At 32.8% G+C, this 12607-nt stretch carries 15 protein-coding genes; 4 read left to right on the forward strand and 11 right to left on the reverse strand.

Features of this window, described 5'->3' with window-relative positions; all coding sequences use genetic code 11:
- Nucleotides 1-4: 4 nt before the first annotated feature.
- Entirely contained in the window at nucleotides 5-1030 is a 1026-nt protein-coding gene (gene mqnC / locus ACZ42F_RS08115; RefSeq protein ID WP_464278593.1) for a cyclic dehypoxanthinyl futalosine synthase, read from the reverse strand.
- Between the two features lie 91 nt (nucleotides 1031-1121).
- Between mqnC and ACZ42F_RS08120 the strand changes: the two genes are divergently transcribed.
- Genes ACZ42F_RS08120 through ACZ42F_RS08135 form a run of 4 tightly spaced genes read left to right on the forward strand, consistent with a single transcriptional unit; the run spans nucleotide 1122 to nucleotide 2991 of the window.
- Nucleotides 1122-1577, forward strand: a complete 456-nt coding sequence (locus ACZ42F_RS08120; protein ID WP_029965501.1) for a YkgJ family cysteine cluster protein — start codon at nucleotides 1122-1124, stop codon at nucleotides 1575-1577.
- Entirely contained in the window at nucleotides 1567-2283 is a 717-nt protein-coding gene (locus ACZ42F_RS08125) for a DnaJ domain-containing protein (RefSeq protein WP_464278594.1), read from the forward strand. The genes ACZ42F_RS08120 and ACZ42F_RS08125 overlap by 11 nt, the downstream gene beginning before the upstream one ends.
- On the forward strand, nucleotides 2270-2527 hold the full coding sequence (locus ACZ42F_RS08130; protein ID WP_464278595.1) for a S4 domain-containing protein: 258 nt from the start codon (nucleotides 2270-2272) through the stop codon (nucleotides 2525-2527). Before ACZ42F_RS08125 ends, ACZ42F_RS08130 begins: the two co-directional genes overlap by 14 nt.
- A 41-nt stretch (nucleotides 2528-2568) precedes the next feature.
- A complete protein-coding gene (locus ACZ42F_RS08135) occupies nucleotides 2569-2991 on the forward strand; it encodes a pseudouridine synthase (protein ID WP_464278596.1) in 423 nt (140 codons plus the stop codon).
- Nucleotides 2992-3113: 122 nt separating this feature from the next.
- Here the strand turns inward: ACZ42F_RS08135 and ACZ42F_RS08140 are convergent, their stop codons facing one another.
- From ACZ42F_RS08140 to ACZ42F_RS08185, 10 genes are read right to left on the reverse strand one after another with little or no spacing between them, the layout of a single operon-like run.
- Entirely contained in the window at nucleotides 3114-3869 is a 756-nt protein-coding gene (locus tag ACZ42F_RS08140; RefSeq protein ID WP_464278597.1) for an ABC transporter ATP-binding protein, read from the reverse strand.
- Nucleotides 3870-4952: a FecCD family ABC transporter permease gene (locus ACZ42F_RS08145; protein WP_464278598.1), complete on the reverse strand. Its 1083-nt coding sequence runs from the start codon at nucleotides 4950-4952 to the stop codon at nucleotides 3870-3872.
- Nucleotides 4936-6009, reverse strand: coding sequence for an iron ABC transporter substrate-binding protein (locus ACZ42F_RS08150; RefSeq protein ID WP_464278599.1), 1074 nt, complete (start codon nucleotides 6007-6009; stop codon nucleotides 4936-4938). The genes ACZ42F_RS08145 and ACZ42F_RS08150 overlap by 17 nt, the downstream gene beginning before the upstream one ends.
- A gap of 8 nt (nucleotides 6010-6017) precedes the next feature.
- On the reverse strand, nucleotides 6018-6410 hold the full coding sequence (tsaA, locus tag ACZ42F_RS08155) for a tRNA (N6-threonylcarbamoyladenosine(37)-N6)-methyltransferase TrmO (RefSeq protein WP_464278600.1): 393 nt from the start codon (nucleotides 6408-6410) through the stop codon (nucleotides 6018-6020).
- A complete protein-coding gene (locus ACZ42F_RS08160) occupies nucleotides 6400-7179 on the reverse strand; it encodes an ATP-binding protein (RefSeq protein WP_464278601.1) in 780 nt (259 codons plus the stop codon). The genes tsaA and ACZ42F_RS08160 overlap by 11 nt, the downstream gene beginning before the upstream one ends.
- Before the next feature lie 25 nt (nucleotides 7180-7204).
- The gene (locus tag ACZ42F_RS08165; protein ID WP_464278602.1) at nucleotides 7205-9433 is read right to left on the reverse strand and encodes a TonB-dependent receptor; all 2229 of its coding nucleotides are present in this window, start codon (nucleotides 9431-9433) and stop codon (nucleotides 7205-7207) included.
- A gap of 16 nt (nucleotides 9434-9449) precedes the next feature.
- Nucleotides 9450-10154, reverse strand: a complete 705-nt coding sequence (locus ACZ42F_RS08170; RefSeq protein ID WP_464278603.1) for an energy transducer TonB — start codon at nucleotides 10152-10154, stop codon at nucleotides 9450-9452.
- Nucleotides 10155-10159: 5 nt separating this feature from the next.
- Nucleotides 10160-10561 (reverse strand): ExbD/TolR family protein, encoded by a 402-nt coding sequence (locus ACZ42F_RS08175; RefSeq protein ID WP_464278604.1) that lies wholly within the window; start codon nucleotides 10559-10561, stop codon nucleotides 10160-10162.
- A 1-nt stretch (nucleotide 10562) separates the two neighbouring features.
- A complete protein-coding gene (locus tag ACZ42F_RS08180) occupies nucleotides 10563-11168 on the reverse strand; it encodes a MotA/TolQ/ExbB proton channel family protein (protein WP_464278605.1) in 606 nt (201 codons plus the stop codon).
- A gap of 16 nt (nucleotides 11169-11184) precedes the next feature.
- A complete protein-coding gene (locus tag ACZ42F_RS08185; RefSeq protein WP_464278606.1) occupies nucleotides 11185-12525 on the reverse strand; it encodes a hypothetical protein in 1341 nt (446 codons plus the stop codon).
- Between the last annotated feature and the right edge of the window lie 82 nt (nucleotides 12526-12607).

The raw sequence follows: 12607 nt of genomic DNA on the forward strand, positions 1-12607 counted from the left end.
CCTCTTATTCTAGTAAGGAATAATCCATTTTACGCCGTTTGGGCTCAAAGCCTGCCTGTTTAATTAAGCGCCTGAGCTCTTTTTCAGGCAAGCGAAAGGATACGCCAGTGGCTTTAACCACATTTTCTTCTATCATGGTGGAGCCAAAGTCATTGGCTCCCCAAAACAAGGCAACCTGTCCCACCTTTGGCCCTTGAGTTACCCAGGAAGCCTGAAGGTTGGGGATATTATCCAGAAATAACCTGCTTAAAGCCAAAAAACGCAAATATTCCACTGAAGAAACTTCTTCCACTTTAATCTGGGTGTTTCTGGGTTGAAAGGTCCAGGGGATAAAAGCAGTAAAGCCTCCTGTTTTATCCTGTAACTCTCTTAACTTATTTAAATGTTCAATCCTATCCTCAATACTCTCAACATGTCCAAACATCATGGTTGCTGTGGTTTTTAAACCCAGATTGTGAGCGGTTTCCATAACTTCCAGCCACTTAGCCGAAGAATACTTTCGGGGAGAAATCCGCTCTCTTACTCTATCCACTAAAATTTCTGCCCCCCCACCTGGAATGGAATCAAGGCCAGCAGCTATAAGTCTGCTGATTACTTCTTTCAGGGATAAATTTTCCTTTTCAGCCCAAAAAATAATCTCTGGAGGAGAAAAGCCATGCACTGCTACCTGGGGAAAGTTTTGTTTCAAAAATCTAAGCATCTTTTCATAAAAGGATAAATCCAAATCTGGATGCATTCCACCTTGCAGGAGAATCTGATATCCTCCCAAAGAGACGGTCTCTTCTACCTTTCTACCTAGCTCTTCAAAACTAAGGACATAACCACCTTGTTTTTCTGGAGCACAATAAAAAGCGCAAAACTTACAGCCAGAAACGCAAACATTGGTATAATTTATGTTGCGGTCCACTATATAAGTGACTATGGGCTCTGGGTGAAGTTTAAAGCGAAAGGCGTGCGCCCTTTGCCCCAAAAGAAAAAAGTCCTCTTCTGTCCATAATTCCAAAGCTTCCCTGGGGGTCAGTCTAAACATCTTCTCTCCTTTGCTTTAGCTTTAGAAGAGGTGGTTAATGGATTCCAGCCGCCAAGTAAAGGCTAAGAAAATCTAAAAGGAGAACAGACTGTTGGAAGAAATAGCTTTTGAGTGTCAACGCTGTGGACAATGTTGTGAAGGAAAGGGAGGCATTGTTGTAACCTTAGAAGAGCAAGAGAAAATAGCTGCTTTTCTTGAACTTTCCCTGGAAGAATTTCAACATTCCTGTATCCACAAAGTACAAGATAAAGCCCACCTTAAAGTCAAAAACAACTTTTGCCTCTTCTTTGCTCCTAAAAAGGGCTGTCTCATTCATCCTGTAAAACCCAAAGTGTGTGCAGCCTGGCCCTATTTTCGGGGCAATCTAGTAGATGAATCTGCCTTTTCCCTGGCCAAAGAATATTGCCCGGGCATAAATCCCCAGATATCCTTTGCAGAATTTAAAAAAATTGGCCTTTACTATTTGCAAAAAAACAATTTAATCTGCCAAGAAAAAGATGGTCCTACTGCTTTAAAGGTAGCTGACTTATTAAACAATGAAGGCTGAAAACTATTTTTCTCTTTTGGGTCTAAAACCTGGAGCAAGTCTTAAAGAGATAAAACTTGCCTATCGTAAGCTTGCTTTTCGCTATCATCCAGACCTAAACCCTCAGGACCCCTTGGCTACAGTTAAGTTCCAGCAACTAAATCAGGCCTATGTGTACTTAAAAAACAATTACCACCTCTATACCCAGCAGACTAAAACCCAAACTCAGCAAACTCAAACTCAGCACAAAACCAAGGCCCAAAACTTCCAGCAATCCACTCAAGCCAATTACCAAAGTGGAAAATATAGAGAAAAATTTTATACCACCCAGGAAGAAATTCTAAAGGATATCTTGAACGACCCCTTTGCTCGCAAGGTATTTGAAGACATTTTTCGCAAGGTAAAAGCACAAAAGCAGCCTCACTTTTCTTTAGCCACTCTTTTTAACTGGCAAAAGCTAAAAGAATTAAGTTCCTTTTGGCTAAAAAAACAGCTGGATTCAGAAGAAGAGCTCAACTTAAGCGTAAGTGAGCTAAAACCAGGCAGTAAGGTAAAAATCAACATTCACAACAAACTAAAAGAGAAAAAGGTCATTGAAATTACCATCCCTCCCAACTATGTTCCAGGTCAAAAAATAAGACTTAAGGGCCTGGGAAGAAAGCTGGGAAAATGGCAAGGAGACCTCTATCTAAAACTCTATCCAAGGGAAAATAATGCGCTTAAATAAATTCATTGCCCATACAGGTTATACCTCCAGGCGAAAAGCTGATGAACTCATCTTTGCTGGAGAAGTAAAAGTAAACAATCAAATAGTTACTGAACCCTATTTACAGGTAGACCCCAAAAGGGACAAAGTCAGCATAAAGGGAAAACTCCTTTCCTACTCTGAGGAAAATATTTATTTAATGTTAAATAAACCCATTGAAGTCATCACTTCAGCCAAAGATGAAAAGGGACAAAATGCGTCTTAAACCTTTTACCTGAGCATCTTAAAAAGCAACGCCCCTTTCCTGTGGGGCGGCTGGACTACTTTTCTGAAGGCTTGTTACTTTTGACCACAGATGGAGAGCTTTGCTATCGCCTAACTCACCCCAAATACAAGATACCTAAAACCTATGTGGTAAAAGTAAGAGGCGAAAATATTGCTGAAAAAATTAAAATAATGCAAAAGGGAATGACCTTAAAAGAAGGAGAAAAGGTCCTGCCCGCGCAAGTAAAGGTCCTAAAAACAGCAAACACTCACTGGGAAATAGAACTGACCATAACCCAGGGGTTAAATAGACAGATTCGCAGAATGTGTAGAGACCTGGACTTAACAGTTCTAAAACTGGTTAGAATCCAATTGGGCCCACTTCACCTAGGCAACCTGGCCAGGGGAAAATTTAAACACCTGACCACCCCAGAAAAAAACTTCTCCTCCAAGCAGTGGGCTTGATTTAGCCCTTTCAAAAAGCAAATATAACAATAAATAAAATCTATATTTATTCACAACCAATTTCTCATTTATAACTTACAACACAATAAAATTTAAAAATATAATTTAATTAAACCCAAAAACTATTCATCTATAACCAAAAGCTTACTTCTTCCTACATTTAAAATTTTAACTCTAATATCATATACCTCTTTTATAATCTTATCTTCAATAGAACTTAAATCACCTTTAGCATATATTTTACCTTGTTTCATAAAAATAAAGTAGTCTGCAAATTTAAAGGCTAAGTTTAAATCATGCAAAACTATGATAGTTATAATACCCAATTCTGAAGTAATTTTTTTTAAGACTTTTAATATTTCTATTTGATTTTTGGGGTCAAGATGATTTATTGGTTCATCAAGAAGCAAAATCTTTGGTTGCTGAGCCAGTGCCCTGGCAATAAGCACCTTTTGCAATTCACCACCACTTAATTCACCTACATTTCTAAACGAAAAATATTTTAAACCAAATATATAAATTATATTTTCTACTAATTTTAAATCTTCTTGTCTTGGTTCAAAAATGATATAAGGCTTTCTACCCAACAAAATAGTCTCAAAAACAGTACTAGAAGCTGATGTACTGTTTTTTTGAGGTAAATAAGCAATATTTTTAGCTAACTTTTTTCTTGATAGATTTTGAACATCTTCTTTTTTGATATAAATTACTCCCTCCTTAGGTTTTATAATTTTATCTATAGTTTTTAACAAAGTAGATTTTCCAGAACCATTTGGTCCTAAAATAGCATACACATTACCTTTATTAAAACGCAAACTTATATTTTTAATAGATATCTTATTCCCATATCCAGCACATATATTACTTATTTCAAGCATTTAGAACCTTCTCCTTTTTATTAAAAGGTAAAAAAACATTGGGGCGCCTGCAAAAGAAGTTATTATTCCAACGGGTAAAACTACTGGAGATAAAATAGTTCTGGCAATAAAATCGGAAAGACAGAGTAAAAATGCTCCCATAAGGGCTGAATAAGGGATTAAAAACCTACAGTCATCACCTATCAAAAATCTTATAATATGAGGAGATATTAAACCTACAAACCCAATTATTCCTAAAAAAGAAATACATACTGAAACAACTAATGCACTCAAAAACATACTTATAAGTCGTAAGATTTTTATATTAACTCCCAAGCTTTTAGCAATTTCATCTCCCCAAAACAAAACATTAAAGTTCCACCTATTAAGATAAAAATAGGTTATACCTACCAAAAAAGTAATAAAAATAATTTTATTTTCCAACCACCCTGCCTTTCCTATATCTCCAAAAGTCCAAAAAACAGTAGCTGCAACCTGAAAATCATCAGCAAAATATTGCAAAAACATGGTAGCAGAACCAAAAAGGCTACTCAAAGCAACCCCAGCTAAAACAATTGACTCGGGAGAAGCTCCCTTGAAACAGGATAAAAATAAAATAATGGCAATGCTGGTTAAAGCTCCTAAAAAGGCAAAAATAACCACTGGATAGTTATTAAATATAGTTACAGCTTCAGAGCCAAAAGAGTGCGACTTACCTGCCCCAAGCACAATAATGGCAAAAGCTGCTCCAAAAGCTGCTCCATGAGACACTCCCAAAGTAAAAGGAGAGGCTAAAGGATTTTTAAGTACCTTTTGCATTACAACTCCAGAGACTCCTAGAGCTGCCCCGGTTAAAATCCCTCCAATAGCTCTAGTTATCCTTATATTCCAAAGAACATATGAATATTCTGAATTTCTTAAAAGGGCATTAATAACCTCTTCTAAACTCATTTTTATAGAACCAAAGGCTATAGAGATAAAAAAAATAGCTATTAATAAAAGAATCAAAAAAAAACCCAATATTATTTTTAAATTTATTTTTTGTGTATACTCTTTAATCAAAGAACTATTGTATAAAATCTGCTTACTATTCAAAATGGACACGTTCAAATCCCCTATAAGTTTTTTTCAAATCAGAAAAAACATCTCTACCTACAAACTTACAAAATATTTCTCTTGCTTTTTGTTCTGGCTCTACATCTAGAAATCTCTCTGGATAAATAACCTTACCTATAAAATAAGCATTTGCTAAAAGCGTTTCAAAGTTTGTCCTATAAAAATTATATGGAAATAAAGAATAAACTTTCTTATATTGAACTGCTTTTAATTTTTGATAAAAAGGCCTATTTTTTACATAATCCTTTTGAATAATCGGCATTCCTGCTGCATCCAAAAACAAATATTCCGGATTCCACAACAAAATTTTTTCTTTATCCAGAAAAACATGGCCTTTGATTTTTGTTTCATCAACTACATTATGAGCATTTATCCATTGCAAAGGAGGATAATAGCCCTCAGAGCTAGTAAGTCCATGAATACCTCTAGCACTAATTCCTCCAACATAAATAGAAGCCCTTTTTACTCCTTTTGTCCTATTACTTAAGTCTGCTATAGTTTCTAAAATATATTGATTTAATTCTCTGGCCCTTTTTTCTCTATTTAAAATCTTACCTAAAAACTCTAAACTATTTATTAAATTATTTACATCAACTCCTTTAGTTCCTATATATTTAATAACTGCTACAGGAATTCCTGTCTTACTTTGTATAATTTCTGCATTTTCTTTTTCAAAAGTAATTACTAAATCAGGCTTTATCTCCAATAGCTTTTCCAGATCAGGCAATTTACCAGGACCACCTTCTCCAACTACTGGTAATCCTTTTATTTTATCCTTCATTGCTAACCAATAGACCTTACCCACAGCCGGATTATCTTTCATTACCTCCCTCTTTTCTAACCCTTCTACTCCTGCAACTAAATCCAAAGCATCTAGATAAACAATATAACGCAAAGAAGCCGAAATAGGCACAACCTTCTTAACTTCTCTAGGAATAGTTATTTTTCTTCCCACCATATCCAAAATAGTAATCTGTTCAGCAAAACCATTTATCTGCAAGAAAAACATTAAAACTAAACAAAGTACATAAACATACCTTCTCATTTTTCCCCCTACTTACAAGCAATATAAGGTTTTATATCCAAAATAGGAGTCCCATCATAAACATCAATCCCTTTTACTCGAATAACATTATCCTGACATTCTAAAACTTCAAAAACAGATACACCTATGGGGTTTGGCCTATAAGAAGAACAGGTGCTAAACACTCCTTTCATTTCCTTTAAGTGAGGAGGTTTTTGTACTAACTTATCAAAAGTAAAATCTGAAGATTTATGAAAACAAAAAACAACTACAATTTTATCTCCTGTGTTTATATCTTTTATTCCTTTTTGATAAACAGAATCCAAGACAATCTCCCCTTCCAAATCTGATACAGACCAATGTCTGGGGACATTGTTGGTTCGATTTTTTATATATCCTATAGAATTAAACTTAAATTCCATAAATCTTTTCCCCTATTTTTTCTATTTCAGAAAATACACTTTTATTCTCAGGAATTTTACCATCCAAAGCTGATGCATAAACTTCAGGATAAAAGTCAATAAATCCTAAAAGTTCTATATCTTGCTGCTCCAATGTTTTCTCAAGTCTTTCTTTTAAGTTTGACGTAACCTTATTAAAAAGTAAGTAGGCTCTTTTACCCATATCTTTAGCTAAAAAATAAGCTCTTTTAGCTACTTCAATAGAGTCGAGATAAGGTTCTGCTATAGCAAGCACTACATCAATACCTTGCTCTATCCCTCTTCCAAAGTGCTCCACTCCTGCCTCTGTATCCACTATAACCAGTTCATCTTTTTTCAGTTCAATTTTCTCTAAAAACTCCCTACTCACCACCCCCATTGGACAAGCACAACCCTCCATAGGATGACTAATTTTACCTATACTAATTAAAAAAATATTCCCATCCTGTTGAATAAATTCTGTTGGGATACTCTCTAAAGTGACCAGACCCTTTTCTAAAATATTTATTTTTGCTTCTTTGTCTTTAAATTTTTTAATCAGTTTTTGCTGTACTGCCTTTTTTCCTCCTAAAAAATCCATAAAATCTTTGGGAGAATGTGCAAAACCAAATAACCTAAAAAGGCTCTTATTGCTTTCATCGCAATCTACCACCAATACTTTATTGGCTTTTTGGGCAAAAAACTTGCTCAGAGCATAAGTAATAAAACTTTTTCCCACCCCACCTTTACCAACAATAGCAATTTTATTCATCTGCAACTCTCCATTTTTAAAAAAATTAAAATTTAAAAGATAAACCTGCTTTTAGTGAAAATGGTGCTCCCACATAGTAGGATGCTCCAGAAACCGTATCATCCCAGGCACTAATGCTAGATACATAATGGCGATCAAATAAATTATTTAATTCTAAAAAAACTTTAAACTCTTTAAAAGCTCCAATATTTTTTTTTGTATAAGAAGCCTTAAAATCAAAAACTTCATAAGAAGGTATATCCTCCTTATGTTCTATATCTCCATATCTTTTACCTATATAACGCATCTGAGGAGAAATTTCCCATCCTTGATGTTTAAAAATAATTCCAGAAACAACTGTCCACTTAGGGACATCAACAATTTGCTTACCCTTTGTATCATATGTTTGACCTTGGTACTCTATATCTCTGTCATAAGTTAAACTATTATAAGTTGGATTTAAATAAAAAGTAAATTTATCAGAAAGGAAAAAATTCATTGGTAATTCTAAACCATAACCTTTAGCTTTCCCTATATTTTGATAATAAGTTACAGGCTTTCCACTATCTAATACTCTAGAGTCTGAAATCTTTGTTAACAAATTTTTATGCCTGGAAAAAAACAAAGTAGGATTTATTTCTAAATAGGAATTATGATATTTAATACCAAAATCAAAATTATCAGACTCTTCTATATCATACCCATCAAACAAATCATTTAAAGTTATACCTGCAGCTTGAAACTGAGTGCGCAACCTATTGTAAAGACTTATAAGAGGCATATAGGCATAAGGCCGAATAAAATTTTTACCATAACTTACAGAAGATTCCCAGTTATCTGAAAACTTATAAGAAACCCCTGCAGTAGGCAGCCAGATATCATAAGTTCTAGCTTTTCTATCTAAATCTGGAGCTCGCACTAAAGTGGGTACTCCTCCAGAATATTGCGTTACATATCCCTTGCTTGCTGAATCTTCAAATCTAAAATATTTAACTCCAGCTTGCCAATTAAGTTTATCCCCATTGCCAGCCACTTTTAAGTAAGGGCTATGTACATAAGTATCACCTGTAGTGGAAAATATTCCATACCCCCTATAAGTCAAAGAACCATCTGAATTTATCCAATAATTTTCAGCAGTAATATCCATATCTGCTACTTCATAGTGATAACCTAAACTTGCAATAATATTTTTAAACTTAACCTCAGCCTCTGAAATAATTCCCTTTCTTTCAATATCTCTATTCCTCTGCTGAACACCTGGCTTTCCTTGTAGCTTGCTATATCCAGTTTTTATTCTAGCATCTTCTTGAGATAAATAAGGCTTAAAAATAAACTTGAGATAATCAGTGGCCTGCAAAGTCAAAACACTTAGATAGTCTTTATTTTCATGTTTTTCCCAATTATACTTATAATACAAATAATCTTCGCTAGGATTTCCTGTAAAAGACTCGTTAAAATCTAAACGATAGTATTTATCTAAGTTTTCTGCTTGGTCATAAGTAAGCAATCTATACTTATAGTTTTCAATATAATTATAGTTCGCCCAAAATTTAATCTCTAATTTTTCTCCTAAAGGTTGCACTAAAGTAAAATTAAAATTATTCCTGGGGCCAATGTCTCCAGGGCCTTTCCATTTATCTGCTTCACTAAAAGAATAAGCTAAGGAAATTCTAGTAGTTAAAGGTCCTTTTTCTCCTGAATCCAATCTAAAAAAGGTTCTTTTATAATCAAAACTACCTAAAGATTGAGAAAATTTTACCCCAAAGTCTTTTGTAGCCCAAAGAGGTTTTAATTCTATAGCTCCAGCTCGGTTACCTACTCCAGAACCAAGATCGCTAGGTATAGCTCCCTTATAAATGGAAATACTCTCAAAATTATCCAGATCATAAATATAATTTCTCGGTCCCATTGGATTTCCTCCATAATTGGGAACCCCTTCTACAGTCATAGCCCCAAGATATCCCTTCACCCCTCTCACACGAATACTGGATTGCTCTGAAGCCAAATTATTGGGATCTACCCCTTCAAAAACCACTCCTGGCACTACAGATACAACTTCGTAAACACTAGCCTTTCCCTTTTCACCCGCAATATCCATACCTTCCCTGGTTATTTCCGTACCAGTATAAACTGTTTCATCAGATTGTTTGGTGGGAACAATTATTTTTTGCCCTTCTACAACGATATCAGGCAATACAATATCTTCTGCTCTCCCTGGTATTGGATTTAAAAAAAATAAACAGACTAATAGCCACCACAACCTATAAAATTTCATAACTACCCCCTTACCTTTATTCTAATTTAAATTTTATTCTAATTTTAAAAGCTCGAGGTAAATTTAAAGAACTTGGTGGAACAGGAAAAGGCGAAGACTTTTTTACCGCTTGCAAAGCAGCTTGATCTAAAACATCTTGTTTTGAACTAGTAATAATTTTTAAATTGGAAATAGATCCATCTTTATAAAGAGTAAAACCAACCACACTACTTCCCTCTATTCTCTTTAATCTAGCTTTATAGGGATAAATTTTATTTTTTTCTATTAATCCAACTAAAGAACTTATGTATTCATTATTTATCCTGTCAAAACTATTTTTTTCCTGTTTAATATGTTCTCTATTTTCAAAGTTATTTTCTTCTAAATCATTATCAAAAACATCTTCCATCCTGGGGATAGATTCCATATTTAATTTTTCTTGTTCATAAGCTTCTACAGTTTTCCAATCATCTAATTTATTAAAAGTATCATCTATAGGAAAAGGATATAAGTCCTTAGTAAAATATTTATTATCAATATTTTTATTCTCTCTTGGAAAAGAAGGAACCTCTATATTTTCATTTGGCACAATATAATCTTGAACGCTTATCTCCATATATATAGTATCTTTTTTCATATTTTTTTTAGCAATATACTCTTTTTTATTAATCAAAAATAAATGCATACTTAAAGAAATTAAAAAGAATATAAAAAAATACTTACTATCTTTAAATTCAACCATTTCAATTAATTTCTTTCAGTAGCTAAAACAATTTTTTTACAACCAGATTTTTGAATAATATCCATTACACTTACGACCTTTTCTAGTTCTAACTCTCGGTCAGCCTTTATAATTACGCTTTCTAATTTAAAACTTTTATCTTTTTTTAGCTTTAACGACAATTCTTTTAAACTTATATAATTACCATTAAAAAATATCTTACCATTATTTTCTATATAAACAATTACTTCTCGTTTTACATTTAAATCTTTTGCGTCTGCCTTAGGTAGATTAACAATAATTCCTTCTTGATCCATAAAACTTGAGGTTAATAAAAAATAAATTAACAGCAAAAACACTATATCTATTAAAGAAGTTAAAGGTACTTGAATAGAATATATTGATTTTTTCTTAGGGTGTACTAACATACTAAAATACGTTCAAAACTTTAATAAATTCTACGCTACCATCCCGCAGCTTAGCTTCTAATTTATTAACCTGAGAAACTAAATAACTATGTGCCAACATAGTAGGTAAGGCCACGGCTAACCCCAGGGCTGTGGTCAACATGGCTTCCCATATTCCTCCAGCCAACACAGACGCATTTACCTTGCCTCCCATTTCTTCAATAACCATAAAAGCCTTAATCATACCAATAACTGTCCCTAAAAGTCCTAACAAAGGAGTAACATTCCCTATAGTAGCTAATACTTGCAAATACTTAGAGAACCTATCTACTTCTTCTTCAATGGCATGAAGCAAGACTGTTTCTATGGTTTCTCTATCTTGTTTTATTACTTCAATGGCCTTTGCCAGCACTCTTCCCAAAGGAGATTTACTTTCCAGGGCAATCTTTAAAGCAGAACTTACATCCTTTTTCCGTAAGTAAGTACAAATATTAACTCCAATTTCTTTTTTTTGTCTTTTCCAAAGAAAAAACCGAAAACAACGCTCCATAAAAATAGTCAAACTCAATACAGAACAACCCAGAATAGGAATAACTAAAAAACCTCCCTTCTCCAATAAATCCAGCATAAAAACCCCTTTTTTTCTAATTTAACAAACTCCTTCTACTAGAAATCAATTTACCATTTTTATATTCTTGCCAAGAATCTGGATTGCCATCACCATCTTTATCTATTTCTACTTTTCTAATCTTCCCATTTTCATAAAAATACCAGGTATCAATTTTTCCATCTTTATTTCTGTCTTTTTTAGCCAAACAAGGGAATCCTTCTTTAGAATAGAGCCAGATTACATCTATAAAACCATCCTTATCCTTTTTTTGATATTCAACTAACTTTCCCTCTTTATTATATACTTTTAACTCTATGACTTTTTTAAATTTATCATCAACAATTTCTTCTTTTACTGGAATATTATTTTTATAAACAATACGCCTAAAAATAGGAGTTTTTTCATTTCTAATTTCTATTATTTTTTTATTCTCATTCTTGTTAAGAAAAACATTCTCCTCAAAAAATCCATCTTCATCTCTATCTCTTTTTAACAAAACTTCATTTTTATTTTTATAGACTATTTTAAAGTCTATTTTACCATTATAATTTTCATCTCTATCAATACCTACTAAAATTCCATCTTTATAATGTTCGTAAACATCTTCTTGACCATCTCCATTGATATCATAAATTATTTTCTGGACATTATTACTTTTATCATAACTTATTATCTTCTTTTTCCATTTACCTTTTATTTTATTAAAAACAATTTTTCTTAAATAACCATTACTTTTTTCAATAACTATATTTCTATCATTATTAACTTCTTCTATTTTATTTACTTTTCCAGATTTAAAATATATAGTTTTTATTGTATCTTTAGAATCACCCAAAAACTCTTTTCTATACAGTATATCTCCTGAATTTGTAAAATAAGTTATTTTATCTATTTTACCATCAAAATTTAAATCTTCTTTTTTTATATACTTATCTCTACACAAATATATATATTTATCAAATAAACCATCTCTATTTTTGTCCATTTTTTCTAAAACTAAATTATTTTTTTCAAATATAAATACATGATATGGTAAATATTTACCTTTTACATATAACTCTTTTACTAAAATACCTTCTTTTATTTTAAAAACAGTCTGTTCCCAAAAACCATCTTCATCCAGGTCATACTTTATTTTAACTACCTTACCAGATTCATCTAAAAACAAAATTTTATCCACTTTACCATTCGAATTAACATCCTTTTTCACCATCCTGCTTATTTGAATACTTTTTTTAGCTCTTTCATAACCAGAAAATTTTTGAGCTATTTCCTGTTCTAAATTCATTGCCCAACCACTGCCTCCCAAAATTCCCATCAAAAAGACTATCCCCCCTAAAAACACCGCCTCAAACTTCCAGACCAAATTGTTCACAACTTTTTGCCTTAAATATTATTATTTTTTAAACAAATAAAAAACAACCTTCTTTTTCAAAGACTATTTTTTTTTTAAATTT

Source organism: Desulfonauticus autotrophicus (assembly GCF_055381725.1).

What these genes read in the sequence shown, in the direction of transcription:
- mqnC (WP_464278593.1), bottom strand. Translation starts at nt 1,030, where the DNA reads ATGTTTAGACTGACCCCCAGGGAAGCTTTGGAATTATGGACAGAAGAG.
- ACZ42F_RS08125 (WP_464278594.1), top strand. Translation starts at nt 1,567, where the DNA reads ATGAAGGCTGAAAACTATTTTTCTCTTTTGGGTCTAAAACCTGGAGCA.
- ACZ42F_RS08130 (WP_464278595.1), top strand. Translation starts at nt 2,270, where the DNA reads ATGCGCTTAAATAAATTCATTGCCCATACAGGTTATACCTCCAGGCGA.
- ACZ42F_RS08140 (WP_464278597.1), bottom strand. Translation starts at nt 3,869, where the DNA reads ATGCTTGAAATAAGTAATATATGTGCTGGATATGGGAATAAGATATCT.
- ACZ42F_RS08150 (WP_464278599.1), bottom strand. Translation starts at nt 6,009, where the DNA reads ATGAGAAGGTATGTTTATGTACTTTGTTTAGTTTTAATGTTTTTCTTG.
- tsaA (WP_464278600.1), bottom strand. Translation starts at nt 6,410, where the DNA reads ATGGAATTTAAGTTTAATTCTATAGGATATATAAAAAATCGAACCAAC.
- ACZ42F_RS08160 (WP_464278601.1), bottom strand. Translation starts at nt 7,179, where the DNA reads ATGAATAAAATTGCTATTGTTGGTAAAGGTGGGGTGGGAAAAAGTTTT.
- ACZ42F_RS08165 (WP_464278602.1), bottom strand. Translation starts at nt 9,433, where the DNA reads ATGAAATTTTATAGGTTGTGGTGGCTATTAGTCTGTTTATTTTTTTTA.
- ACZ42F_RS08170 (WP_464278603.1), bottom strand. Translation starts at nt 10,154, where the DNA reads ATGGTTGAATTTAAAGATAGTAAGTATTTTTTTATATTCTTTTTAATT.
- ACZ42F_RS08175 (WP_464278604.1), bottom strand. Translation starts at nt 10,561, where the DNA reads ATGTTAGTACACCCTAAGAAAAAATCAATATATTCTATTCAAGTACCT.
- ACZ42F_RS08180 (WP_464278605.1), bottom strand. Translation starts at nt 11,168, where the DNA reads ATGCTGGATTTATTGGAGAAGGGAGGTTTTTTAGTTATTCCTATTCTG.